Annotated in this window: 19 protein-coding genes; 11 read left to right on the forward strand and 8 right to left on the reverse strand. The window is 57.5% G+C overall.

The features are described from left to right. Position 1: 1 nt before the first annotated feature. From nuoI to H7K56_RS11850, 7 genes are all read left to right on the forward strand, one after another. Positions 2-544, forward strand: a complete 543-nt coding sequence (nuoI, locus tag H7K56_RS11820; RefSeq protein ID WP_021509220.1) for an NADH-quinone oxidoreductase subunit NuoI — start codon at positions 2-4, stop codon at positions 542-544. Between the two features lie 10 nt (positions 545-554). Next, on the forward strand, positions 555-1,106 hold the full coding sequence (nuoJ, locus tag H7K56_RS11825; protein ID WP_021509221.1) for an NADH-quinone oxidoreductase subunit J: 552 nt from the start codon (positions 555-557) through the stop codon (positions 1,104-1,106). Continuing rightward, positions 1,103-1,405, forward strand: coding sequence for an NADH-quinone oxidoreductase subunit NuoK (nuoK, locus tag H7K56_RS11830; protein WP_013509877.1), 303 nt, complete (start codon positions 1,103-1,105; stop codon positions 1,403-1,405). Before nuoJ ends, nuoK begins: the two co-directional genes overlap by 4 nt. Beyond that, positions 1,402-3,237, forward strand: a complete 1,836-nt coding sequence (gene nuoL / locus H7K56_RS11835) for an NADH-quinone oxidoreductase subunit L (protein ID WP_058758439.1) — start codon at positions 1,402-1,404, stop codon at positions 3,235-3,237. The genes nuoK and nuoL overlap by 4 nt, the downstream gene beginning before the upstream one ends. A 208-nt stretch (positions 3,238-3,445) precedes the next feature. Beyond that, the gene (gene nuoM / locus H7K56_RS11840) at positions 3,446-4,966 is read left to right on the forward strand and encodes an NADH-quinone oxidoreductase subunit M (protein WP_031280038.1); all 1,521 of its coding nucleotides are present in this window, start codon (positions 3,446-3,448) and stop codon (positions 4,964-4,966) included. Between the two features lie 6 nt (positions 4,967-4,972). Next, entirely contained in the window at positions 4,973-6,430 is a 1,458-nt protein-coding gene (nuoN, locus tag H7K56_RS11845) for an NADH-quinone oxidoreductase subunit NuoN (RefSeq protein ID WP_031280039.1), read from the forward strand. A gap of 175 nt (positions 6,431-6,605) precedes the next feature. Beyond that, the gene (locus H7K56_RS11850) at positions 6,606-7,058 is read left to right on the forward strand and encodes a GNAT family N-acetyltransferase (RefSeq protein WP_021509225.1); all 453 of its coding nucleotides are present in this window, start codon (positions 6,606-6,608) and stop codon (positions 7,056-7,058) included. A 28-nt stretch (positions 7,059-7,086) separates the two neighbouring features. Here the strand turns inward: H7K56_RS11850 and H7K56_RS11855 are convergent, their stop codons facing one another. Then, a complete protein-coding gene (locus H7K56_RS11855) occupies positions 7,087-8,745 on the reverse strand; it encodes a glucan biosynthesis protein D (RefSeq protein WP_031280040.1) in 1,659 nt (552 codons plus the stop codon). Positions 8,746-9,033: 288 nt separating this feature from the next. On the opposite strand from H7K56_RS11855, the gene elaB reads away from it, so the two are divergent. Together elaB and H7K56_RS11865 are read left to right on the forward strand one after the other, a co-directional pair. Then, positions 9,034-9,342 (forward strand): stress response protein ElaB, encoded by a 309-nt coding sequence (gene elaB / locus H7K56_RS11860; RefSeq protein ID WP_021509227.1) that lies wholly within the window; start codon positions 9,034-9,036, stop codon positions 9,340-9,342. A gap of 153 nt (positions 9,343-9,495) precedes the next feature. Then, the gene (locus tag H7K56_RS11865) at positions 9,496-10,692 is read left to right on the forward strand and encodes a nicotinamide mononucleotide deamidase-related protein YfaY (protein ID WP_150361329.1); all 1,197 of its coding nucleotides are present in this window, start codon (positions 9,496-9,498) and stop codon (positions 10,690-10,692) included. A gap of 363 nt (positions 10,693-11,055) precedes the next feature. On the opposite strand, the gene yfaE is transcribed toward H7K56_RS11865, so the two are convergent. The 4 genes from yfaE to ubiG form a co-directional block, all read right to left on the reverse strand. After that, the gene (gene yfaE, locus H7K56_RS11870; protein WP_021509229.1) at positions 11,056-11,316 is read right to left on the reverse strand and encodes a class I ribonucleotide reductase maintenance protein YfaE; all 261 of its coding nucleotides are present in this window, start codon (positions 11,314-11,316) and stop codon (positions 11,056-11,058) included. A 2-nt stretch (positions 11,317-11,318) separates the two neighbouring features. Beyond that, positions 11,319-12,449, reverse strand: a complete 1,131-nt coding sequence (nrdB, locus tag H7K56_RS11875) for a class Ia ribonucleoside-diphosphate reductase subunit beta (RefSeq protein ID WP_021509230.1) — start codon at positions 12,447-12,449, stop codon at positions 11,319-11,321. A 74-nt stretch (positions 12,450-12,523) separates the two neighbouring features. Then, positions 12,524-14,809 carry a class 1a ribonucleoside-diphosphate reductase subunit alpha gene (gene nrdA, locus H7K56_RS11880; protein WP_021509231.1) on the reverse strand — a complete coding sequence of 762 codons (2,286 nt, stop codon included), beginning with the start codon at positions 14,807-14,809 and terminating at the stop codon, positions 12,524-12,526. Between the two features lie 627 nt (positions 14,810-15,436). Beyond that, on the reverse strand, positions 15,437-16,162 hold the full coding sequence (ubiG, locus tag H7K56_RS11885) for a bifunctional 2-polyprenyl-6-hydroxyphenol methylase/3-demethylubiquinol 3-O-methyltransferase UbiG (protein WP_021509232.1): 726 nt from the start codon (positions 16,160-16,162) through the stop codon (positions 15,437-15,439). Positions 16,163-16,338: 176 nt separating this feature from the next. On the opposite strand from ubiG, the gene gyrA reads away from it, so the two are divergent. Together gyrA and rcsC are read left to right on the forward strand one after the other, a co-directional pair. After that, positions 16,339-18,978 carry a DNA topoisomerase (ATP-hydrolyzing) subunit A gene (gene gyrA / locus H7K56_RS11890; protein ID WP_021509233.1) on the forward strand — a complete coding sequence of 880 codons (2,640 nt, stop codon included), beginning with the start codon at positions 16,339-16,341 and terminating at the stop codon, positions 18,976-18,978. 167 nt (positions 18,979-19,145) lie between these two features. Then, positions 19,146-21,998: a two-component system sensor histidine kinase RcsC gene (rcsC, locus tag H7K56_RS11895; RefSeq protein WP_182689017.1), complete on the forward strand. Its 2,853-nt coding sequence runs from the start codon at positions 19,146-19,148 to the stop codon at positions 21,996-21,998. A 42-nt stretch (positions 21,999-22,040) separates the two neighbouring features. Here the strand turns inward: rcsC and rcsB are convergent, their stop codons facing one another. Genes rcsB through H7K56_RS11910 form a run of 3 tightly spaced genes read right to left on the reverse strand, consistent with a single transcriptional unit; the run spans position 22,041 to position 26,529 of the window. Further along, positions 22,041-22,691 (reverse strand): response regulator transcription factor RcsB, encoded by a 651-nt coding sequence (gene rcsB, locus H7K56_RS11900; RefSeq protein WP_013509853.1) that lies wholly within the window; start codon positions 22,689-22,691, stop codon positions 22,041-22,043. A gap of 1 nt (position 22,692) precedes the next feature. Then, positions 22,693-25,350, reverse strand: a complete 2,658-nt coding sequence (rcsD, locus tag H7K56_RS11905) for a phosphotransferase RcsD (RefSeq protein ID WP_150361346.1) — start codon at positions 25,348-25,350, stop codon at positions 22,693-22,695. Positions 25,351-25,374: 24 nt separating this feature from the next. After that, a complete protein-coding gene (locus tag H7K56_RS11910) occupies positions 25,375-26,529 on the reverse strand; it encodes an MFS transporter (RefSeq protein WP_150361326.1) in 1,155 nt (384 codons plus the stop codon). Positions 26,530-26,846: the final 317 nt, after the last annotated feature.

Raw genomic sequence — 26,846 nt, forward strand, 5'->3', positions numbered from 1 at the left:
GATGACTTTAAAAGATATTGTCGTTGGCTTCGGCACGACAGTGCGCAGTATCTGGATGATTGGCATGCATGCCTTCGCCAAGCGCGAAACCCAGATGTATCCGGAAGAGCCGGTTTATCTGCCGCCGCGCTACCGTGGCCGTATCGTGCTGACGCGCGATCCGGACGGCGAAGAGCGCTGCGTGGCCTGTAACCTGTGCGCCGTTGCCTGCCCGGTCGGCTGTATTTCGCTGCAGAAAGCGGAGATGCAGGATGGCCGCTGGTATCCGGAATTTTTCCGCATCAACTTCTCGCGCTGCATCTTCTGTGGTTTATGTGAAGAAGCGTGCCCGACCACCGCGATTCAGCTGACGCCGGACTTCGAACTCGGTGAGTTCAAGCGTCAGGATCTGGTGTATGAGAAGGAAGACCTGCTGATTTCCGGCCCGGGTAAATATCCGGAGTACAACTTCTACCGCATGGCAGGTATGGCGATCGACGGTAAAGACAAAGGCGACGCGGAAAACGAAGCCAAACCGATCGACGTTAAAGGCTTATTACCTTAAGGAGCCAGGTATGGAATTTGCGTTTTATCTTTGCGGACTGGTGGCGGTGCTGACGACATTGCGCGTCATCACCCACACCAATCCGGTACATGCGCTGCTGTACCTGATTGTTTCGCTGCTGTCGATTGCCGGCGTGTTCTTCTCCATGGGTGCCTATTTTGCCGGTGCGCTGGAGATCATCGTCTATGCCGGTGCCATCATGGTGCTGTTTGTGTTCGTGGTGATGATGCTCAACCTGGGTAAAACCCAGCAGGATCAGGAGCGCGAATGGCTGAAGCCGTCGCTGTGGATCGGTCCGGGCATTGTCTCGCTGCTGCTGCTGGTGGTGATGATCTACGCCATCCTGACCGCAACCGACCAGGGTATTGATGGCACCGTCATCGATGCCAAAGCGGTGGGCATCAGTCTGTTTGGCCCGTATGTTCTGGCGGTTGAGCTGGCGTCAATGCTGCTGCTGGCCGGTCTGGTGGTGGCGTTCCATATCGGACGTGAAGATCGTCAGGGCGAAGTGCTGAGCAACCGCGTGTCAGACGCGGCGGCCAATAAGGAGGAGCACGCATGATCCCGTTACAACACGGCCTGATTCTGGCTGCTGTGCTGTTTGTTCTCGGCCTGACCTCGCTGGTACTGCGCCGCAACCTGCTGTTTATGCTGATCGGTCTGGAGATCATGATCAACGCCGCGGCGCTGGCGCTGGTGGTGGCAGGCAGCTACTGGGGACAAGCCGACGGCCAGGTGATGTACATCCTGGCAATCAGCCTCGCGGCGGCGGAAGCCAGTATTGGTCTGGCGCTGCTGCTCCAGCTCTATCGTCGTCGTCAGACGCTGAACATTGACACAGTGAGCGAGATGCGCGGATGAATCTTCTCTATTTAACCGTATTATTTCCGCTGATTGGCTTCCTGCTATTGGCGTTTTCCCGTGGTCGCTGGTCGGAGAACCTGTCGGCTGCGGTGGGGATGGGGTCAGTGGGCCTTGCGGCGCTGACCACCGTATTTGTGGGCATGGACTTCTTCAGCCAGGGTCAGCAGCCGTTTACCCAGGCGCTGTGGACCTGGATACACGTCGGTAACTTTGACATCAAAGTGAACCTGGTGCTGGACGGTCTGTCGCTGACCATGCTGTCGGTGGTTACCGGCGTCGGCTTCTTCATCCACATGTTCGCTTCCTGGTACATGCGCGGTGAAGAGGGCTATTCACGCTTCTTCGCTTACACTAACCTGTTCATCGCGAGCATGGTGGTGCTGGTGCTGGCCGATAACCTGATGCTGATGTACCTGGGCTGGGAAGGGGTAGGGCTGTGTTCCTACCTGCTGATTGGCTTCTACTACAGCAATCCGGAAAACGGCAAAGCGGCGATGAAAGCCTTCATCATCACCCGTGTCGGTGACGTGTTCCTCGCCTTTGCGTTGTTCATTCTCTACAACGAACTGGGTACGCTGAACTTCCGTGAGCTGATGGAGCTGGCCCCGGCGCACTTCGCGGCGGACAACCACATGCTGCAGTGGGCGACGCTGATGCTGCTGGGCGGTGCCGTGGGTAAATCGGCACAGCTGCCGTTGCAGACGTGGCTGGCCGATGCGATGGCCGGTCCGACGCCGGTCTCCGCGCTGATCCACGCTGCCACCATGGTAACTGCAGGCGTCTATCTGATTGCCCGCACCCACGGTCTGTTCCTGCTGACGCCGGAAGTGCTGCATCTGGTGGGTATTGTTGGTGCGATTACGCTGGTGCTGGCGGGCTTCGCCGCGCTGGTGCAGACCGACATCAAACGCGTGCTGGCTTACTCCACCATGAGTCAGATCGGCTATATGTTCCTGGCGCTGGGCGTACAGGCGTGGGACGCCGCTATTTTCCACCTGATGACCCATGCGTTCTTCAAGGCGCTGCTGTTCCTCTCCTCCGGTTCCGTGATTCTGGCCTGTCATCACGAGCAGAACATTTTCAAAATGGGCGGTCTGCGTAAGAGCATCCCGCTGGTGTATGTCTGCTTCCTGGTGGGCGGTGCCGCGCTGGCTGCACTGCCGCTGATTACCGCCGGCTTCTACAGTAAGGACGAGATTCTGTTCGGTGCGCTGGCTAACGGTCACATCAATCTGATGGTCGCCGGTCTGGTGGGTGCATTCCTTACCTCAATCTACACCTTCCGCATGATCTTCATCGTGTTCCACGGTGAAGAGAAAATTCATGCGCATGCCGGTAAAGGCATTACGCATCACCTGCCGCTGATTGTGCTGCTGGTGCTCTCGACCTTCGTTGGCGCGCTGATTACGCCTCCGCTGGCGGGCGTGCTGCCACAGAACGAGTTTGGTGAAACCGGCAAAGTGGCGCTGGAAATCACCTCGGGTGCCGTGGCGATTATCGGTATTCTGATTGCCGCCGCGCTGTGGCTGGGCAAACGTCAGCTGGTCACCCGCATCGCCAACAGCGCGCCGGGCCGTTTCTTCGGCACCTGGTGGTTCGCGGCCTGGGGCTTCGACTGGCTGTACGACAAGGTATTTGTTAAACCGTACCTTGGCATTGCCTGGCTGCTGCAGCGCGATCCGCTCAACTCCCTGATGAACCTGCCGGCGCTGCTGTCGCGCATCGGTAATAAAGGTCTGGTGGTAAGTGAGAACGGCTATCTGCGCTGGTATATCGCGTCGATGAGCGTCGGTGCCGTGGTGGTGCTGGCGCTGATGCTGGTGATTTAACGATTGATGAGCGGGGCGCGCGATGGTTTAGCGCCCCACGTAAGAATGTTCAAAATTGTCTGATGCACGGGTGAGATCAACGCAGTCAGTTTGGTGTTCGCCAGCGCAGCAACCGGCGCGTAGTAATACGTGAACGTTGCCCGCGTGGGCGAGGCGAAACAGGCGCGTCCGATAGCCTGAACGAAGACGAAAATAGGGAATGTACGCCGTGTTATTACCTTGGCTAATAATTATACCCTTTGTTGGGGGCTTGCTTTGCTGGCTGGCTGAGCGCCTTGGCGCGAAGGTGCCGCGCTGGATTGCCCTGATCACCATGGGGCTGACGCTGGCGCTGGGCCTGCAGCTGTGGCTGCAGGGCGGCTATTCGCTGACGCAGGCTGCGGGCCTGCCGCAGTGGCAGTCGACTTTCCTGGTGTCGTGGATCCCACGCTTTGGCATTAATTTCCATCTGGCGCTGGATGGCCTGTCGCTGCTGATGGTGGTGCTGACCGGCCTGCTGGGTTTGATGGCGGTACTCTGCTCGTGGAATGAAATCGAAAAGTATCAGGGCTTCTTCCACCTCAACCTGATGTGGATTCTCGGCGGCGTGATCGGCGTGTTCCTCGCCATCGACATGTTCCTGTTCTTCTTCTTCTGGGAAATGATGCTGGTGCCGATGTACTTCCTCATCGCGCTCTGGGGTCACAAAGCGTCTGACGGGAAAACCCGTATCAGCGCGGCAACCAAATTCTTCATCTATACCCAGGCGTCAGGTCTGGTGATGCTGATTGCCATTCTGGCGCTGGTGTTTGTGCACTACAACGCCACTGGCGTCTGGACGTTCAGCTATGAAGAGCTGCTGAAAACGCCAATGTCACACACCGTTGAGTATCTGCTGATGCTCGGCTTCTTCATCGCCTTTGCGGTGAAAATGCCGGTGGTGCCGCTGCACGGCTGGCTGCCGGATGCCCACAGCCAGGCACCGACCGCTGGTTCGGTTGACCTTGCCGGTATCCTGCTGAAAACTGCGGCTTACGGCCTGCTGCGTTTTAGCCTGCCGCTGTTCCCGAATGCCTCGGCGGAGTTCGCACCGATCGCCATGTGGCTCGGCATCATCGGTATCTTCTACGGCGCGTGGATGGCGTTCTCGCAGACCGATATCAAACGCCTGATCGCTTACACCTCGATTTCGCACATGGGCTTTGTGCTGATTGCCATCTACACCGGCAGCCAGCTGGCGTTCCAGGGCGCGGTGGTGCAGATGATTGCGCACGGCCTGTCGGCCGCGGCGCTGTTCATCCTGTGCGGTCAGCTGTATGAACGTCTGCATACCCGTGACATGCGCCAGATGGGCGGCCTGTGGTCGCGCATCAAGTGGATTCCGGGCCTGTCGCTGTTCTTTGCCGTGGCTAACCTCGGTATGCCGGGCACCGGTAACTTTGTGGGTGAGTTCATGATTCTGACCGGCAGCTATCAGGTGGTGCCGTTGATTATCGTGATTGCCACCTTCGGCCTGGTATTTGCCTCGGTGTACTCGCTGATCATGATGCAGCGCGCTTACTACGGCGAAGCCAAATCAAAAGAGCCGCTGGCTGGAATGTCGCCGCGCGAATTCCTGACCATCGGTGTACTGGTCGTGCTGCTGGTGCTGCTGGGCGTTTACCCGCAGCCAATCCTCGACACGTCCCATGCTGCGATGAGCAATATTCAGCAGTGGTTTACCGCTTCAATTTCAACTACAAGGCCGTAATTCGCCATGACAATAACTCCTCAACAATTGATCGCGTTGCTACCGCTGTTAATCGTCGGATTGACGGTGGTGGTTGTGATGCTGTCCATTGCGTGGCGACGCAACCACTTTGTTAATGCCACGCTGACGGTCATCGGTCTTAACCTCGCGCTGCTGTCGCTGTGGTTTGTGGGCCACGTGGGCGCCATGGATGTCACGCCGCTGCTGCGCGTGGATGGCTATTCGATGTTCTATACCGCGCTGGTGATGCTGGCGAGTCTGGCAACCTGCACCTTTGCTTATCCGTGGCTGGCCGGTTTCCCGGATAACAAAGATGAGTTCTATCTGCTGGTGCTGATTGCGGCGCTGGGCGGGATTGTGCTGGCCAGCGCCAACCATCTGGCGGCGCTGTTCATCGGTATCGAACTGCTGTCGCTGCCACTGTTTGGTCTCATCGGCTACGCCTTCCGTCAGAAGCGCTCGCTGGAAGCGGCGCTGAAGTACATGATTCTGTCGGCTGCGGCCTCCTCGTTCCTGATCTTCGGTATTGCGCTGGTCTACGCCGATTCCGGCAGCCTGAGCTTTGTGCAGCTCGGCAAGAGCCTGAATGACAGCATGATTCAGCAGCCGCTGCTGCTGGTCGGGCTGGGCATGATGATCATCGGTCTTGGCTTTAAGCTGTCGCTGGTGCCGTTCCATCTGTGGACGCCAGACGTTTATCAGGGCGCGCCGGCTCCGGTCTCGACCTTCCTCGCCACCGCCAGCAAAATCGCTATCTTTGCGGTCATCATGCGTCTGTTCATGTACGCACCGGTAACCGACAGTGAAGCGGTGCGCACCGTGCTGGGTGTGATTGCCTTCGTCTCGATCCTGTTCGGTAACCTGATGGCGATTTCGCAGAGCAACATCAAGCGTCTGCTCGGTTATTCATCTATCGCGCATCTTGGCTATCTGCTGGTGGCGCTGATTGCGGTGAAAACCCATCAGCTGTCGCTGGAAACCGCCGGTGTCTATCTGGCTGGTTACCTGTTCAGCAGCCTCGGCGCTTTCGGTGTAGTCAGCCTGATGTCGAGCCCGTACCGTGGTCCGGATGCGGATACGCTTTACTCGTATCGCGGTCTGTTCTGGCATCGTCCGATTCTCTCCGCCGTGATGACGGTGATGATGCTGTCGCTGGCCGGTATCCCGATGACGCTGGGCTTTATCGGTAAGTTTTACGTCATCGCGTCTGGTGTTAACGCGCATCTGTGGTGGCTGACCGCGGCGGTTGTCGCCGGTAGCGCCATTGGTCTGTACTACTACCTGCGCGTTACGGTGAGCCTGTACCTCAGCCCGCCGGAACTGCACACTCGTGATACTCCAGCCAACTGGGCGTTCACCGCCGGTGGTGTGGTGGTGCTGATCTCCGCCATCCTCGTGTTGCTGCTCGGTGTTTATCCGCAGCCGCTCATCACGCTGGTGCAGCTGGCCCAGCCGCTGATGTAAACAGCGCGTCATATTCACAATCAGGCCTGCGGGCCTGATTTTTTTTGCCTGCAATTTGAGAGTTTGATCACATTGCTCCGCGTGTCCGCCCCTGTTACGTGCTGCCCACTGCGTTTAGCGCATGCGCTGTGATAGGCTGTGAAGATCACTTTTTTCGCTCAGACAAGGAAGCACGATGGATATGCAATGGCTTGATTGCCACCACAGTGAACTGACCGCGCAGCAGCTGTATACCGTGCTGGCGCTGCGCAATCAGGTGTTTATCGTCGAACAGGCCTGTCCGTATCAGGATATAGATGGCCAGGATTTGACAGCTGATAACCGCCATCTGCTGGGCTTTCTTGATGGCAAACTGCTGGCGTATGCGCGTCTCCTGACGCCCGCGCTGGCTTCCTCGCCGGTGACCATTGGTCGGGTGATTGTGTCGGAAGAGGCGCGCGGCCTGAAATTGGGCTATCGGCTGATGGAGCAGGCGCTGAACAGCTGCGAACAGCACTGGCCGCAGCGGGCGGTGTATCTGTCCGCGCAGGCGCATCTGGAAGGCTTTTATGGTCGCCTGGGCTTCCGGGCGGTCACGGACGTTTATCTGGAAGATAATATTCCGCACGTCGGCATGCAGAAAAACTAACGGCGAGGTGTTGGCCTCGCCGTGCAGGTTAGCCCGGCGTCATCTGCCGGTCGTCGGTGTACTTGCGCTGATCGGGCGGTGGCGGGAAGTACTGATACAGCCAGGTTTCGCTCAGCGTCTCATCTTTGGTGCGCAGGAACAGGCGCATATCCACCGGTTTGGTTGAGTCGCTGTTCGGGTACCAGTCAAACAGGATACGGTAACCTTTCAGCGGTTCGACGTAGAGGATCTCCACCTGTTTGAAGGTGCCGGACGATACGGTAATCACCGGTTCGATACCTTTCGGCGCGGCCGCCTGCAGGTCGCCGCCAATGAAATCGATAGCAAAGCGGCGGCACCACTGGTCCGGGAAGTGTTCGCCCGGTGCCCAGCCTTCCGGGAAGCCACCAATACCAGTGCGCGTGGCATCAACGCGGGCCAGACCGCTGCGTACTGGCGGCAGCTGGCTCCAGTAGAGTTTGTACTGGAAATTAAATTCGCTGCCAGCTTTGACCGGCTCGGCCGGCTGCCAGAAGCAGACGATGTTATCCAGCGTTTCCCCGGTTGTCGGGATCTCCATCAGGTTGATGGCGCCTTTACCCCATTTACCGATCGGCTCCACCCACAGGCTGGGGCGTTTGTCATACCAGCCAATCACGTCCTGATAATCTTTGAAATCATGATTCAGCTGCAGCAGACCGAAGCCGCGCGGGTTTTCATCCTGATAGGCATTGAACTGCAGGCGCTGTGGGTTATTCAGCGGACGGGCAATCCACTCGCCGCTGCCGCTCCACATCGCCAGGCGATCGGAGTCATGAATCTGCGGATGATAGGTATTGCACATGCGGCGTTCGTTGGTGCCGCAGCTGAACATGCTGGTCATTGGCGCAATACCGAGCTGACGAATCTCGTTGCGCGCAAACAGGTGGTTTTCCACCTCCATCACCACGCGTTTTTCTTCGCAGTGGATGGTGAATTTGTAGGCACCGGTGACGCTGGCCCCGTCCAGCAGTGCATACACCACAAAGGTGGTGTCTTCAGCTTTGGGTGTTTCGAACCAGAAGGCGGTGAAGTCGGGAAACTCTTCCTGGCCATTGCTAAAGGTGTTAACCGCGACGCCACGGGCTGACAGGCCATATTGGTAGGTTTCATCTACCGCGCGGAAGTAGCTGGCACCGAGGAAAGAAACGATGTCGCGTCGCGCCAGCTCCGGTTTTTTAAAGGCGCGGAAACCGGCAAAGCCGAGGTCGGTTTTACCCACCAGCTGCTGGGTATCCACGTTGGCGTTGTGATAATTAAACAGTTCCGGACGGAAGTGGATTTCCCGCGCCTCGCGGCTGGCGGCGTCCACGGAGAACATGCGAATGCGGCGCTTAAAGCCCATGCCAACGTGGAAGAACTGCACATCCAGCTCGCGGTCGGCGATGTTGTTCCACAGTGAGTGGTTAGCGTCGTACTGAATTTCGTTATACGCTTGCGGTGTCAGATTGGCCAGGGTCGCGGGCAGGGGGCCGGGCGCGCCGCCCCAGGGCTGTTTGGCCAGCGCCGCGGCTTTCTTTTTCAGCACATCGAAATCGAAGCGCACGGCGGTTCCGTCGGCGATGCCATCATCGGCCCAGGCGGACTGCGCAAACAGCGAGGAGAGCCCGGTCATGCCGCTAACGGCAGAGAGGGCCATGGACGCTTTCATAAATTTTCTACGATTCATGCCGGAAATCTTTTCCTTAGCTGCTCGGGTGTATTGAGGCTGTCGCAAGACATTTAGCGTCAGGCTACAGGGGGTTACGACAGTGGCGAAAATAAAAAATTCAGTCCGCTGAAAATTTATCAGATTAATCAAATAAACGAAGCACAATTCCGCGTGCAACGCCCCGGATGACATAACTTTGCGTTCAGCGCGGCAAAAAGCGCAGTCAGCGGATGACGGCGCGGCGCAAAAACGCGATTTATGACTATAGTTAATCGACACCGCATTTAAACATGGAGGATTGTGAACATGTCATCTACCGATCAATTTGAAACCCGTCTTGATGACGATCTGGCGCTGCTGACGGAAACGCTGGAAGAAGTCCTGCGCTCCTCGGGCGATCCGGCGGACCAGAAATATATCGAACTGAAGCAGAAAGCCGAGCAGGCGCTGGAAGACGTGAAGAATCGCGTAAGCCAGGCGTCCGACAGCTATTACTACCGTGCCAAACAGGCGGCGTATCGTGCTGACGATTACGTGCATGAAAAACCGTGGCAGGGCATTGGTATCGGTGCGGCTGCCGGTCTGTTTGTTGGCCTGCTGCTGGCGCGCCGTTAATCCCCGTGGGCGCGATGTTCGTCGCGCCCGATTCCTGCTTTCCCGCTGTTTCCTTTCCGCATCGCGATTAACCCGCTATTTCGCACCGGCGGCGATTGTGTTTCGCCTGCGCGCTCCCTACAGTGAAAGCCACAGGGATAAGGAGAAGAGATCGTGATACGTGTCGAAATGCTCTCAACGGGCGATGAAGTGTTACATGGGCAGATTGTCGATACCAACGCCGCGTGGCTGGCCGATGTGCTGTTTCAGCACGGCCTGCCGATGACCAGTCGCAGCACGGTCGGCGATGCGATGAGCTCGCTGGTTGAAGCGCTACAGAGTCGCAGTCAGGTTGCCGACGTGCTGATCGTGAACGGCGGTCTTGGGCCGACCAGCGACGATCTTAGCGCGCAGGCAGCGGCCACCGCCAGCGGCAGCGAACTGGTGCTGCAACAGGCGTGGCTGGAGAAGATGGAAGCCTGGTTTGCCAGCCGCGGGCGGCTCATGGCACCCAGTAATCGCAAGCAGGCGGAGATTCCGGCGAATGCCGAGTTGATCGATAACCCGGTCGGCACCGCCTGTGGGTTTGCCCTGCAGCTTAATCGCTGCTGGATTTTCTTCACCCCCGGCGTGCCGTCAGAATTCAAAGTGATGGTTGAGCAGCAGATTATTCCGCGTCTTAAGGCGCGTTTTACGTTGCCAGAACCCCCGCTGTGCCTGCGTCTGACCACCTTTGGTCGCGGCGAGAGCGATATCGCCGCCGAGCTTGAACCGCTGCCGCTGCCGGAAGGCGTCGTGATGGGCTACCGTTCGTCGATGCCCATCATTGAGATTAAACTGACCGGCCCGGCCAGCCAGCGCGTGGCGATGGAGCAGGTGTGGCAGCAGGTTAAGTTACTGCTGGCCGAGTGCACCATTTTTGAAGGCTTTGAAGGATTGCCGGCCGTGCTGGCGCGGGAACTGCACGATCGCGGCTTCCGCCTTGCTCTGAGCGAACAATACACGGCCGGGTTGCTGCACTGGCAACTGGCCGCCGCGCAGGTGCCGCTTAGTGCCGCCGAGCTGCTGCCGGCACATGAGGAGTCGCTGGAAGCGCAGGTTACGCGTACGCGTCAGTTAGCCGCTCAGCAGGGTACGGTGCTTGCCTTGTCGGTTGGTGATCTGCAGGAAGGGGAAGTGTCGATTGCGCTGCATACACCGGAAGCCAGCTGGGGCCAGCGGGTGAAATTTACCCACGGGCGGCACAATCTGGAAACCCGGCAGAAAGTGGTGGCGATGATGGCGATGAATATGCTGCGCCGCTGGCTGCACGGCAGTGAAGTCAGTACCGGTCACGGCTGGATTGATGTTCTGGAGACGGTGAAGAGCTAACCCGATTGTGCTGGCGGTCATCATCAGCAAGGTCAGAGGGGAAGTTGAGCACGCCCGGAACGGCAAAACCCGCTCCCTGCGGGCCTCGACACGCGGCATCCTTGCCGCGTGACGTCCGGCTTAGCTCAACATCCCCTCTTCCCGTTAGCATTGGTGTCGCTGCAGGGTGACGTTCTGTTACCGCAATGAAGAAGCCTGATAGGGCGTGGGGGAGGTTGCCGCTTGCAGCAGCCTCCGCGCCAGGACGGCGCGGCGGCAGGCTCCAGGGATGGATTTACGCCGGTGCAGCAAGCGGCAACCTCTCTGACGACCTGTATGGATGTTGCAGCATTAAAGGACTTTTGGTTTTGGTGTAGCGGCAGGTTACAGCTCGATCTCAATCTCCCCTCTGGCCTTACAACAGCAGGGCAGAATCTCGCCCTGCTGAATAAACGCCAGTGGGGTTTCCGCATAATCCACTTCGCCTTTCAGCAAACGCATGCGGCAGGAGCCGCAGTAGCCTTCGCGACACTGAAACTCGACGCACACATTGTGTGCTTCCAGCGTTGTCAGCAGATTAGGGTGTTCGTCTGCGCACTCCAGCCGGGAGCCGGAGCTGCGCAGGATGACCACGGAACGGCTCATGCTTACAGCTGGAAATCGTTGAAGTCGTCTTCGCCCACTTCGGAGTCGATCTGACCCACCAGATAGGAGCTCACTTCAACTTCCTGCGGCGCCACCTGCACGTTATCTGACACCAGCCACGAGTTAATCCATGGAATCGGGTTAGAACGCGTCTGGAACGGCAGATCAAGACCCACCGCCTGCATGCGGATATTGGTGATGTACTCAATGTACTGGCACAGAATGTCCTTGTTCAGACCAATCATTGAGCCGCCGCTGAACAGATACTCAGCCCACTCTTTTTCCTGCTCGGCTGCTTTCTTAAACAGGTCGAAGCACTCGTCGCGGCACTCGGCGGCGATCTCTTTCATTTCAGGATCGTCTTCACCGGTACGCATTAGATTCAGCATATGCTGAGTGCCGGTCAGGTGCAGCGCTTCGTCACGGGCAATCAGACGAATAATCTTGGCGTTGCCTTCCATCAGTTCGCGCTCGGCGAAGGCGAATGAGCAGGCAAAGCTGACGTAGAAGCGAATCGCTTCCAGCGCGTTAACGCTCATCAGGCAGATATACAGTTGCTTCTTCAGCGCACGCAGATTCACGGTCACGCTCTTGCCCGCCACCTGATGCGTGCCTTCACCCAGCAGATGCCAGTAGTTGGTCATCTCGATCAGATCATCGTAATACTTCGAGATATCCTGCGCGCGCGCCAGAATCTGCTCGTTAGTCACGATGTCATCAAACACCAGTGACGGATCGTTGACGATATTACGGATGATGTGGGTGTACGAGCGTGAGTGGATGGTCTCGGAGAACGCCCAGGTTTCTACCCAGGTTTCCAGCTCGGGAATCGAGATCAGCGGTAGCAGCGCCACGTTCGGGCTGCGGCCCTGAATGGAATCCAGCAGCGTCTGATACTTCAGGTTACTGATGAAGATGTGCTTCTCGTGCTCCGGCAGCGCCTGATAGTCGATGCGATCGCGCGAGACGTCAACCTCTTCCGGACGCCAGAAGAAAGAGAGCTGCTTCTCGATCAGCTTTTCAAAAATGTCGTATTTCTGCTGGTCGAAACGGGCAACGTTCACTGACTGGCCGAAGAACATCGGCTCTTTCAGCTGGTCATTTTTGTTCTGTGAGAAAGTAGTGTAAGCCATGACTAAGTCCAAAAGTGAAACGGGCCAGCCGCTGCTGGCCCAGACACGATAAGGCGCCCGCAGGCGCCTTTCGATCAAATTTTACAGGCGCCGCTTTCGCAGCCATCGTCCTGAATAGACGGCGCCAGATCGTCCTGCGCATCCTCGGCACCGTCACGGGTGTTTTGGTAGTACAGGGTCTTCACGCCAAATTTGTACGCGGTCAGCAGATCTTTCAGCAGCTGTTTCATCGGCACTTTGCCATTGGCGAAACGGCCTGGATCGTAGTTGGTGTTCGATGAAATCGCCTGATCGATAAACTTCTGCATCACGCCAACCAGCTGCAGATAGCCGTCGTTTGATGGCATCTCCCACAGCAGTTCGTACTGATCTTTCAGACGCTCATACTCCGGTACTACCTGGCGCAGAATCCCGTCTTTCGACGCTTTGATACTGATGTGACCGCGCGGCGGCTCGATACCGTTGGTGGCGTTCGAAATCTGCGAAGAGGTCTCAGACGGCATCAGTGCAGACAGCGTGGAGTTGCGCAGGCCGTGGGTTTTAATCGACTCACGCAGCGCTTCCCAGTCAAGGTGCAGCGGCTCGTTGCACACGCTGTCGAGATCCTTTTTATAGGTATCGATCGGCAGAATGCCCTGCGAATAAGTGGTCTCTTTAAACCACGGGCAGGCACCTTGCTCTTTCGCCAGCTCGTTGGAGGCTTTCAGCAGCCAGTACTGAATGGCTTCAAAGGTTTTGTGCGTCAGGTTGTTGGCGCTGCCGTCAGAGTAGCGCACACCGTGTTTCGCCAGGTAATAGGCGTAGTTGATTACGCCAATACCCAGGGTACGACGACCCATTGCACCGCGTTTTGCCGCCGGGATCGGGTAATCCTGGTAATCGAGCAGGGCATCCAGCGCGCGTACCGCCAGCGTCGCCAGTTCTTCCAGATCGTCCAGGCTTTCAATCGCGCCGAGGTTAAAGGCGGACAGGGTGCACAGCGCGATCTCGCCGCTTTCGTCGTTGACGTCTTCCAGCGGTTTGGTCGGCAGCGCAATCTCCAGGCACAGGTTAGACTGACGCACTGGCGCAATGGCCGGATCGAACGGGCTGTGGGTGTTGCAGTGGTCAACGTTCTGCACGTAGATACGGCCGGTTGAGGCACGTTCCTGCATCATCAGCGAGAACAGATCGACGGCTTTCACGCGCTGCTTGCGGATGCTGTCGTCCTTCTCATATTTGGTATACAGACGCTCAAACTCATCCTGATCGGCGAAGAACGCGTCATACAGGCCTGGCACGTCGGACGGGCTGAACAGGGTGATGTCTTCGCCTTTCAGCAGGCGGGTGTACATCAGCTTGTTGATCTGCACGCCGTAATCCATATGACGCACGCGGTTGCCTTCAACACCACGGTTGTTTTTCAACACCAGCAGGCTTTCCACTTCCAGATGCCACATCGGGTAGAACAGCGTTGCCGCACCGCCGCGCACGCCGCCCTGCGAGCAGGATTTTACCGCCGTCTGGAAGTGCTTATAGAACGGGATACAGCCGGTGTGGAACGCTTCACCGCCGCGGATCGGGCTGCCGAGCGCACGAATGCGACCCGCGTTGATGCCGATGCCGGCACGCTGTGACACATATTTCACAATAGCGCTGGAGGTGGCGTTAATGGAATCCAGGCTGTCGCCGCACTCGATCAGTACGCAGGAGCTGAACTGACGGGTCGGGGTGCGCACGCCGGACATGATAGGCGTAGGCAGCGAGATCTTGAACGTGGAGATCGCATCGTAGAAACGCTTGATGTAATCCATACGCGTATCGCGCGGATAGCCGGAAAACAGGCAGGCGGCGACCAGAATATACAGGAACTGGGCGCTCTCGTAGATTTCACCGCTGACGCGGTTCTGCACCAGATATTTGCCTTCCAGCTGCTTCACCGCCGCGTAGGAGAAGTTCATGTCGCGCCAGTGGTCGATGAAGCCGTCCATCTGCTCAAACTCTTCGGTGCTGTAGTCTTCCAGCAGATGGCGATCGTATTTGCCCATCTCGACCATTTTCACTACCTGGTCGTACAGCTTCGGTGGCTCAAACTGACCGTACGCTTTTTTACGCAGGTGGAAGATCGCCAGACGCGCGGCCAGGTACTGGTAATCAGGCGCGTCACGGGAGATCAAATCGGCCGCTGCTTTGATGATGGTCTCGTGAATGTCCGAGGTTTTGATGCCATCGTAAAACTGGATGTGCGAACGCAACTCAACCTGCGAGACGGAGACATTGTTCAGCCCTTCAGCTGCCCAGTCCAGCACCCGGTGAATCTTATCGAGGTCGATGCGCTCCTGGCGGCCATCGCGTTTCGTAACGAGCAGACTTTGGTTCATGTCGCGTGTTTACCTGTCCATGAAATACAAAATTATCCCCCGTCTATTCACAGGCGGCTCATTGTGAGTAAGCCTGTGGATAAACACTATATATAGGGGGTGCGGAAAGTTTGAACAACAATATGGTGAGTATTCTAGTCAGCAATCGGATCATCACAAGAGTTGATTTTCACAAAATTTTACGCCCTGGGGGGTGGCGAAAATCCTGGATCCCCACGCCACAAGGCCTGCACCTGGTGTCAACGGATAACAGGTTTTTTTTCAATTTTTGATCGAGCGCGTGTTTATTGCTCAACCGCTGCGATTCGGGAAATTTCCCAGGCGAAAAAAGCCCGCGCCGCTCCGTCAGCAGCGAACTTATCTGCGTTTGCTTATGAATTTTTTATGACCTTTTCACCTTACAAAAAGCGCATCGCAGCGTCTAAAAGGAAATTGATCTGGATAGGGCCAGCGCGTGATAAACCGGGGGCGGTCGGAAGTGAAAGGAGGACTGGCGGCGTGCAGGGCGTTATGCCATTCAGATGAGTAAATTGCTGGTCGTAGATTCCATAGCGGCGCGATTTTTCGCGTAATACATCGCGCCGCTACAACAGCGCTGCCCACGGGCGGGCAGGCGAAACAGGTCGTTTACGCCTGACGGTGGGTATGCACCATATAATTGACGTCCACCCCGCGGCCAAGGCGGAACTGGTTGGTCAGCGGATTGTAGTGCAGGCCAGTCATATTGCGTTCACGCAGGGCGGTCTCGTCCACCCAGTTCAGCAGCTCGGCGGGACGAATGAATTTTTTCACGTCATGGGTACCGCGCGGCACCATGCGCAGCACGTATTCAGCACCAAACACCGCCAGCAGCCAGGCTTTGGGGTTACGGTTGATGGTGGAGAAAAACACCTCGCCGCCCGGTTTCACCAGCTGCGCGCAGGCCAGCACCACGGAACGCGGATCCGGCACGTGTTCCAGCATCTCCATACAGGTCACCACGTCGTACTGACCGGCATGGCTGGCCGCATGGGCTTCAACCGTCTGCTGCACGTAATTGACGCTCACGCCGCTCTCCAGCGCGTGCAGACGCGCGATCTCCAGCGGCTCGGCGCCCATATCCAGACCGGTGACCTCCGCCCCTTCACGCGCCATGCTCTCGGCGAGAATGCCGCCGCCGCAGCCGACATCCAGCACTTTCTTACCGAACAGCCCATGGCTGTGCTGAGCAATCCAGCCAAGACGCAGGGGATTAATGCGGTGCAACGGCTTAAATTCACCCTCTAAATCCCACCAGCGTGATGCAACCGCCTCAAACTTGGCAATTTCGGCGTGGTCAACGTTCTGGCGGCTTTCCTGCGGTTGTTCATTCATTGAATCATGACTCCTGACAAAATATGCCACCAGTATAAACACATAAACCCTGCGAGGCATCTCTCAGCGCAAAGGAAAAGCGCCACAAAACCCTGCTTTACGTTCACCGCACGCAAGCGATGTGATATACTTTCGCACCTTTAAAATCCGGGATTATGTAGAGGGATAGCGGCTCCATGAGCGACCTTGCGAGAGAAATTACACCGGTCAATATCGAAGAAGAGTTGAAAAACTCCTACCTCGATTACGCCATGTCGGTCATCGTTGGCCGAGCCTTACCCGATGTACGTGATGGCCTGAAGCCGGTGCATCGCCGTGTGCTTTTTGCCATGAGCGAACTGGGTAACGACTGGAACAAACCCTATAAAAAATCTGCCCGTGTGGTCGGTGACGTTATCGGTAAATATCACCCACACGGTGACTCCGCTGTGTACGAAAGTATCGTGCGCATGGCCCAGCCGTTCTCCCTGCGCTACATGCTGGTCGACGGTCAGGGTAACTTCGGTTCGGTCGACGGCGACTCCGCCGCAGCGATGCGTTATACCGAAGTGCGCATGGCGAAGATCTCCTCTGAACTGCTGGCTGACCTGGAAAAAGAGACGGTCGACTTTGTGCCGAACTATGACGGCACCGAGCAGATCCCAGAAGTCCTGCCGACCAAAATTCCTAACCTGCTGATCAACGGCTCCTCCGGTATTGCCGTCGGCATGGCGACCAACATTCCGCCTCACAACCTGACGGAAGTGATCAACGGCTGTCTGGCGTTCATCGAAGATGAAAACATCAGCGTCGAAGGGCTGATGGAGCACATTACCGGGCCGGATTTCCCGACCGCCGCCTTTATCAACGGTCGTCGTGGCATTGAAGAAGCCTACCGCACCGGGCGCGGTAAAATTTACATCCGCGCACGCGGCGAGATTGAAACCGACGCCAAAACCGGTCGTGAAACCATCATCGTCAATGAAATCCCGTATCAGGTGAACAAAGCGCGCCTGATCGAGAAAATTGCCGAGCTGGTGAAAGAGAAGCGCGTTGAGGGCATCAGCGGCCTGCGTGACGAATCTGACAAAGACGGCATGCGTATCGTCATTGAAGTGAAACGCGATGCGGTCGGCGAAGTGGTGCTCAACAACCTCTACTCGCTGACGCAGCTGCAGGTCTCTTTCGGCATCAACATGGTTGCCCTGCATCAGGGCCAGCCGAAGATCATGACGCTGAAGGAGATCATTGAAGCCTTCGTTCGCCACCGCCGTGAAGTGGTGACGCGTCGTACCATCTTCGAACTGCGTAAAGCGCGCGATCGTGCGCACATCCTTGAAGGTCTTGCGATTGCGCTGGCCAACATCGATCCGATTATCGAGCTGATTCGTCGTGCTCCGACGCCAGCCGAAGCGAAAAGCGGCCTGCTGGCGCAGTCGTGGGATCTCGGCAACGTCGCCGCCATGCTGGAACGTGCCGGTGACGACGCCGCGCGTCCGGAGTGGCTGGAAGCGGAGTTTGGTATTCGCGACGGCCGCTACTACCTGACCGAGCAGCAGGCACAGGCCATTCTTGATCTGCGTCTGCAGAAACTGACCGGCCTTGAGCATGAAAAACTGCTCGACGAGTACAAAGAGCTGCTGGACCAGATCGCCGAACTGATTCATATCCTGCAGAGCGCCGAGCGCCTGATGGAAGTGATCCGTGAAGAGCTGGTGGCGATGCGCGATCAGTTTGGCGATGCGCGCCGCACGGAAATCACCGCTAACAGCGCTGACATCAACATCGAAGACCTGATCAACCAGGAAGATGTGGTGGTCACCCTGTCGCATCAGGGCTACGTCAAATACCAGCCGCTGTCAGACTATGAAGCCCAGCGTCGCGGCGGTAAGGGCAAATCGGCGGCGCGCATTAAAGAAGAAGACTTTATCGATCGTCTGCTGGTGGCCAACACCCACGACACCATTCTGTGCTTCTCCAGCCGTGGCCGCCTCTACTGGATGAAGGTCTATCAGCTGCCAGAAGCCAGCCGTGGCGCGCGCGGTCGTCCAATCGTCAACCTGCTGCCGCTGGAAGCCAACGAGCGTATCACCGCGATTCTGCCAGTGCGCGAATACACCGAAGGCTTCAACATCTTCATGGCGACCGCAGACGGTACCGTGAAGAAAACTGCGCTGCAGGAGTTCAGCCGTCCGCGCAGTGCCGGCATCATTGCCATCAACCTGCGTGAAGACGATGAGCTGATTGGCGTGGCGCTGACCAACGGTAACGACGAAGCGATGCTGTTCTCTGCCGCCGGTAAAGTGGTGCGCTTCGCGGAGAGCGCGGTGCGCGCCATGGGCCGTTCGGCTTCGGGCGTACGCGGCATCAGGCTGGCCGAAGGCGACAAAGTGGTGTCGCTGATTGTGCCACGTGAAGAGGGCGCGATTCTCACCGTAACGCAGAACGGCTACGGCAAGCGTACTGCTAACAGCGAGTATCCGACCAAATCGCGCGCCACGCAGGGCGTGATCTCGATTAAAGTCACCGAGCGTAACGGGCCAGTGGTTGGCGCGGTACAGGTGGTGGACAGCGATCAGATCATGATGATCACCGATGCCGGTACGCTGGTGCGTACCCGCGTGTCGGAAGTCAGCGTGGTGGGCCGTAATACGCAGGGCGTGATCCTGATTCGTACCGCGGAAGATGAAAACGTGGTTGGCCTGCAGCGCGTCGCTGAACCGGTGGAAGAGGAAGAACTCGACGCCATCGACGGCAGCGTGGCAGAAGGCGAAGACGATATCGCGCCGGAAGTCGACAGCGACGACGACGCACCGGAAACAGACGACGAAGAGTAACCGTTCGTTGTCTGTCACAAGCGGCAGGTCAGGGCAACCGACCTGCCGTTTTTTTTGTCTGACTTTCACTCCCAAAGTCGCGTGCCAACTGGCTTTTTCGCCCTGATAAAGCTAGTGTATGAGAACTTTTCAACGTCCCGATAACCCTTGCCGCCAGTGAGTCTCTTTTGAAATATCTCGTCTCCTTTCGCACCACGCTTCGCATCTCGCGCTACCTGTTTCGTGCGCTGGCACTGCTGCTCTGGTCGCTGGGTGCACTGTTGACCACTTTCTATATCATCAATGTGCTGCACGAGAAAGAGAACGCGGTGCGCCAGGAGTTTGCCACCAATTATGGTCAGGCCGAATGGTATGTGCGCCACTCCGCGGATGTGATGCGCGAGCTGAAATACATCACTGAGAATCGCCTGAGCAGCAGCGTCAACGGGCTGGATATGCTCAACGGCATGCCGGGCGGCAAAAGCACGCTGCCGCAGTTTACGCCGCTGTTTACCGACGGTGACTGCACGTCAATGAGCAACACCTGGCGTAACTCGCTCGATTCCCTGAGCTATTTCATTAACTACTGGAAAAGCAATTTTGCCTCAGCCTATGAACTCAATCGGGTGTTCTTTATCGGCGGCGAAAATCAGTGCCTGGCAGACTTCACCATCGGTAACAATAATCCGGTCGATCGCGAACGCAGCCTGAAGGCGCTGCGCGAAAACGTGCTGCACTACCGCAGCGGCAACGAGGAAGAGCGGCGTAATCCAATGTACTGGATTACCAACAGCAGCCAGCCAGGCATCGGCAACTTCTACATGGTGGTGCCGGTCTATGTCGCCAACAAACTGCAGGCGCTGCTCGGCGTGGAGCAGAACATTCGCCTGGATGAATTTATTCAGCCCGGCGGGCTGCCGCTGGTGGCCACCATCACCGACGAAAACTATCGCCCGCTGATCAGCTCACGACGCGGCGGACCCGGTTATTCGCTGGACGATCTGCCGGATAACAGCACCTGGTTTGGTTATCTTGACGGCTATCGTCAGCTGGTGCTGAAAAAGCCGCTGCCGCCGTCCAGCCTCAATGTGGTGTGGTCGCTGTCGACCGATGTGCTGATGGATCAGCTCAAGCTGATGCTGATCAACGCGCTGCTGCTCAATATCCTCAGCGCGCTGATTCTGTTTACCCTGGCGTGGGTGTTCGAACGCCGCATGTTCCTGCCGGCGGAGGACAACGCTCACCGGCTGGAGGAGCACGAGCAGTTCAACCGCAAGATTGTCGCGTCAGCGCCGGTTGGCATCTGTATTTTGCGTACCAGCGATGGCACCAACATCCTCAGTAATGAACTGGCGCATAACTATCTGACGCTGCTGACGCAGGAAGATCGCCTGCGGCTGAACGAAATCATCGGCGGCCAGCAGGTTAATTTTGTCGATATGCTGACCGGCAGTAACACGAACCTGCAAATCAGCTTTGTGCATTCGCGCTACCGCAACGAGAACGTGGCGATTTGCGTGCTGGTCGACGTCTCGGCGCGCGTGCGCATGGAGCAGTCGCTGCAGGAGATGGCACACGCCGCCGAGCAGGCCAGCCAGTCCAAGTCGATGTTCCTTGCTACCGTCAGTCACGAACTGAGGACGCCGCTGTACGGCATTATTGGTAACCTCGATCTGCTGCAGACCAAATCGCTGCCGAAGGGCGTGGATTCGCTGGTCACGGCGATGAACAACTCATCCAGCCTGTTGCTGAAAATCATCAGCGATATTCTCGACTTCTCGAAGATCGAGTCCGAGCAGCTGAAGATTGAGCCGCGTCCCTTCTCGCCGCGTGAGGTGGTCAACCATATTGCCAGCAGCTATCTGTCGCTGGTGGTGCGTAAGCGCCTGACGCTGTATGTGTTTATCGAGAACGATGTGCCGCTGGCGCTGGACGGCGATCCGCTGCGCCTGCAGCAGGTGATCTCCAACCTGCTGAACAACGCCATCAAGTTCACCCACACCGGCTGCATTATCCTGCACGCCTATGTCAAAGAGGGGTATCTGGCGTTTCGCGTGCGCGACACCGGCGTGGGAATCCCGGCAAAAGAGATCACGCGCCTGTTCGACCCGTTCTTCCAGGTCGGCTCCGGCGTGCAGCGTAATTTCCAGGGCACCGGGCTGGGACTGGCGATCTGTGAAAAGCTCATCAACATGATGGATGGCGACATCGAAGTCGACTCTGAACCGGGCATGGGCAGCCAGTTCGTGGTGCGTATCCCGATCTACGCCGGACAGCAACCCGCGCCGCCGCTGCTGGATGGTCTGCAGGAAAAAGCCATCTGGCTTGACCTGCGCAACGACTATCTGGCGGCCTTCCTGCTGCGTCTGCTTCAGCAGCAGGGCATCCAGGTCGCGCACTATCAGGGGCGGGCTGGGGCGGACGATGTGATGATCTGCGATCACCACGACGCGCCAGCGCAGACGGTACGCGCGCGCATCCGTATCTGCGGTGAACACATTGATATGCCGCAGGAAACGACGCCGGGACAGTGGGTGCACAGCAGCGCGACGCTGCACGATCTGCCGCTGCTGCTGGGCCGGATTTATCGCATTGCCATCGACAGTGAAACGGCGACTACGCTGGAACTGCCGGTGCCGCAGCAGGCCTCCAGCTATGAAGACATCATGGTGCTGATCGTTGATGACCATCCGATTAACCGCATGCTGCTGTCTGAACAGCTCGGCACGCTGGGCTATCAGACCAAAACGGCGCAGGACGGCGTGGATGCGCTCAACGTGCTCAGCCGTAACCATATCGATATCGTACTGAGCGATGTCAACATGCCAAACATGGACGGCTACCGGCTGACGCAGCGTCTGCGACAGTTGGGGCATGCTTTCCCGGTGATTGGAGTGACCGCTAACGCACTGGCGGAAGAGAAACAGCGCTGTATGGATGCCGGCATGGATAACTGCCTGTCAAAACCGGTGACGCTGGATGTGCTGAAAACCACGCTGGCGCTGTATGCAGAACGTGTTCGCAAAAGCCGGGAAGGATAAGCAGGGCAGAGGAGAGGCGGTGCCGAAGCACCGCCGCAGGGATTACTCTTTGTCGACCTGAGTGGCGCTGACGGAAGAGAGGTAGTTCAGCAGCGCGATATCGTTATCCACACCCAGCTTCATCATTGCTGATTTCTTCTGGCTACTGATGGTTTTGATACTGCGGTTCAGCTTCTTGGCGATCTCGGTAACGAGGAAACCTTCGGCGAACAGGCGCAGCACTTCGCTCTCTTTCGGTGACAGACGTTTGTCGCCGTAGCCGCCGGCGCTGATTTTCTCCAGCAGTTTGGCCACGCTTTCCGGCGTGTACTTTTTGCCTTTCTGCAGGGCTGCCAGCGCTTTTGGCAGGTCAGTTGGTGCACCCTGCTTCAGCACGATGCCTTCGATATCCAGATCCAGTACCGCGCTCAGGATCGCCGGGTTATTGTTCATGGTCAGAACAATGATGGAGAGATCCGGATAATGACGCTTGATGTACTTGATCAGCGTGATGCCGTCGCCGTATTTTTCGCCCGGCATCGACAGATCGGTAATCAGGACGTTGGCATCCAGTTTGGACAAGCTATTGATCAGTGCTGTTGAGTCTTCAAACTCACCTACCACATTCACCCATTCGATCTGTTCCAGAGATTTACGGATACCGAACAGAACGATTGGATGGTCATCGGCAATAATTACATTCAGGTTATTCATCTTATTGGTTACCTTGCTGCAGCAGTTGGTTGACGTACGCGTCAATTTCACTGGTGGTATTTTTAATGGTTAAATCGTCGCACAGTTTAATGTGCTGTTCTAACTCTTCACAAAGCTGTTTACCCGGCAGTAAATTGAGCATGGCAAACACGCCTTTCAGGCGATGCGCTGTCTGAGCAAGCGAGGGATAGTCCTTCTCCGCCGACTCAGTATACAGTCTCTTCACATCTGGCGGTACTGTCTCCGTAAACAGCTGGAAATAGCCGCCGCTCAGCAGCGGCGTGGCAGCCTCATCGTCGTCGCTCTCCTCTATCGAATCGTGAGCCAGTTGCTTCTCAATCAGGGCCAGCAGCGCATCAAGCAGCGCATTGCTGAGATTGAAATTGACCCGGAATTGCTGGTCGTTGAGGGCGTGATGCCCCATTTCGTCGCCGGCCAGCAACAGCGCCCAGCCGTGCAGGCGTGCCGGATCGTCCGTCACCAGCACATCATGCTCCTGCCCGGACAAACGTTCGTCCGAGGTCAGGCAATTTGCCCCCCAGTTCTCGAGGTGGCGGCAGACAATTTTGTGTACGTCCTCGACCGCGATATCCACCAGCGCCGTCACGCCTTCCAGCAGTTTCTCTTCCTGCTCGCTCTGCTGCTCCAGCGCCAGCGGCAGCTGAATGTTGTAGCGCGTGCCGATATCCGGTTTGGCGATAATCTCCAGCTGGCCGCCCATCTGTTTGCACAGCTGCTTACACAGGAAAAACGCCATGCCAGACGCCTGACCGTAACGGTCCTGCGTGGTTTCGCCAAGGTAAGGGAAATCGACGTTGGCCAGCTCGTCGCCGGTCAGGCCTGAGCCGGTATCCACCAGCTGGAACAGCACGCTGTTGGCTTTGCTGTCGCTGGCTTTGATATCGAGGGAAATCTTGCCCCACTGCGTGGTGGTGAGCGCGTAGTGCATCAGTGTGGTCAGGACTTTACGCAGCGCGCGGCGATCGCCAAAGCGCATCTCGTCGTTGGCCAGCTGATTGTTGACCACCAGCGTCAGCCCTTTGCGGCGCAGCAGCGGCAGGCTCTCCAGCGCAATCTCATCCAGCAGATCCTGCAGGTTAAACACGCCCGCATCCGGCGACCAGTCGTGGGCTTCCAGCCGGTTGAGCAGGACGATATCGTCCACCAGCCGCGCCAGACCCTGGCTCTCATCCAGCAGATCCAGCACGCCCTCGTCGTCATCGCGCTGGCTGAGCTGCACCAGCTGCGTCACCATGCTCTGCAGCGGACGATTAAGCGCATGGCCAAGATTCTGCATCAGCTGCTGGCGCATCTGGTGGTTGCGATCCAGCACCTGCTGCGCTTTTTGCAGCTTCTTATTCACCAGCAGCTCGCGATCCTGATCGCGCATCATAAACAGCTGGGTATGCGGTGACAGCATGCTGCGCGCGTGGCGAATCTCATACACTTCGTTATTGATGGTAGCCTGCAGCACGCCCTGATGCTGATCGGACATATTGATGATCTTCTGCAGATTGAGATGCGGCAGCAGATGCTCAGCGATTTTGTTGCTCAGCAGGGTGCGGTTGGTACCAAAGTCATACACCAGCAGCCCGACCGGCAGGCTGGCGACGATCTCCTCATTCAGCATACGCAGCGAATCGAGCTCGGCGCTCTGGTTCTCATTCGGCCGCAGCGACTGCTGGCGCAGCAGCGTAATGCCGGCAATAGACAGCAGGAACAGCAACAGATTGATCAGCAGCGGCCACATCAGGTTGTGCAGGGTATCCATCGCCAGGCTGGCGAGCGGCACCCGGTACACCAGCTGGAGCGAGGTGCTGGGCAGCGTGGCGGCAATCTCCAGGTTCGGGTTAACCAGCGTCACCGCGGTGCTTTCGCTGCTGGCGTCATCGCTGGTGGCGCTGCCGGGCTGGCTGGCATCCTGGCGCAGCTGGAAATTCTCCAGCGGCATACTGCGTGGAATCAAATCGTTAACCGGCAGATCGAACGCCACCACCGTGGCTAAATGACCTGGCTGGTTAAACGTGGTGCGCAGCGTGAAGTAGTGATCGTTCTGCCAGGCAAAGTGGCGCAGTGGCGAGAAGCTTTCGCGTTCGTCCAGCGCATTGGCCTGTTGCAGCATTTCGGCACGGCGGCTGTCCACCAGCGTATTGATCGCGCTCTCTTTATAGCGCGTCGCCATATCCTTGAGCGGCAGGGTCGAGATCATGATCAGGCTGTTGTCCTGACCATTGAGGAAGTACATCGACCACGCCGGATTTTCAGCGCCCCACAGCGTATCGAGATAATTGGACATGCGCAGCGTCATATCCAGCGTGCTGCTGTCGTGCGAGCCGAAAATCAGCGCTTCGGTCTTGCGGCGGGTTTTCTCCAGATAGTAAACGTCCGGGCGCAGGCGCGTCTCCTGCAGGCTACTGTTCGGCGTAGAACCCGCGGCGCTGGTGGCGAGATTTTCATAGATTTGCCAGGTGGCAAAGCGGTAAGCATCAATGCGTTTTTGCATCGCGCGCGCCAGGTCGGTCATGGCGTAGCGCTTTTCCATGATCCACGCATTCACACTGTTATGCACCATGGCGCCGAGCGCGAGAAACAGCACCAGGTTAAACACCACGAAAAAGCGCGTTACGTTGCCGGAGGTCAGCGGAAATTTATAAGGCAGCATAGGTGTCTCAGGATCCTGCAATTAACGCGCGACCAGCCGGGCGCTGGCGGCAACCGCCAGCAGCAGCAGGGCGATAAGTAAAAACGCGCCGCTCAGGCTGAGCCACTGGGAAATAAAGCCGATTAAAGCCGGGCCTGAAAGAATACCCGCATAGCCGAGCGTTGTCATGGCGGAAATCGCCAGATTGGCCGGCATATCCTGTTGATTACCGGCGGCATTAAACAGCATCGGCACGGTATTGGCCAGGCCAAAGCCCACCAGCAAAAAGGCCAGCAGCGCCGCCTGCGGCCACGGCAGCAGCACCGCCAGCGTCATGCCGGCTGCCGCCGCCAGCGCACCGGTCAGCATCACCGGATAGCGGCCAAAGCGCTGAATCACTTTATCGCCCGTCAGACGACCTATGGTCATGGCGATGGAGAAGATGGCGTAACCCAGGCCGGCGTGCGCCACGCTCATGCCCGGGCTTTGCAGCAGCAGCAGGGCGCTCCAGTCGAGTACCGCGCCTTCCGCAAGGAACAGAATAAAGCACAGGCAACCGAGGAAGGCGACCCAGCCGCGCGGGATCACCAGCCAGGGTTGATCAGGCTGATGCAGGCGCTCCGTCATCAGCGTCGGCAGGCTGCACAGCAACAGCAGCACCATCAGCAGCATGATCACGCCCACCGCCTGCAGCGGTGTCAGACCCGCGCCAAGTAACAGGCTGACCGCGCCGGCGCCAAGAATACCGCCAAGACTGAAGAAACCGTGGAAACCGGACATCATCGGCTTGGCCGCCGCTTTCTCAACCTCAACCGCCTGTACATTCATGGCCACATCCAGCATGCCGAGCCCGGCACCGAACACCATCAGCGTGGCGGCCATCAGCCACATCACATCCAGCGTCGCCAGCAGCGGCAGTACGGCCAGCACCACCAGCGTGGAGCACAGCATAACGCAGCGGCAGCCAAAGCGTGCCACCAGCGCACCGGTCACCGGCATTGCCGCCAGTGAACCAATGCCGAGACACAGCAGCAGGCCGCCCAGCGACGCGCCCGTCAGCTGGAGACGCTGGCTGGCAAACGGCACCAGCGGCGCCCAGGCAGACATGCTTAAACCGGCGATGAGAAAAACGAGGCGTGTTCCCAGATTGACACGCTGATGCAATTTGTTGGGCTGTGCGGCGTCCAGTGCTGTCATAAAGGTGTCGTTGTCATAAGTCGTTCGAGCGACGAAGTTTAGCATTAAAGCTGGCGCGGCACCGCTCAATGAAGGCGAAGAGCAGGGCAAAAATGGTCGCCAGAAAACAGCATATTACCGATCTTTTGCCAGGCGCTGCGCTTTTCCAGACTTTTCCTGGACTTAATAAGCTCTCTGGCTGTTAGTAAACCGACAGATTCAGTGAAAATTTGGCTTAGTTTGGGGTGAAAATCGATTACTGCGGCAACGCTAACTCACTGAATAGTGGTAAAGAATATTTCGCAAACGGTTGGACAAACGCATCGGCTATATTTCCG

It is taken from the genome of Pantoea dispersa (genome assembly GCF_014155765.1).
In the GTDB taxonomy this organism is placed as follows: Bacteria; Pseudomonadota; Gammaproteobacteria; order Enterobacterales; family Enterobacteriaceae; genus Pantoea; species Pantoea dispersa.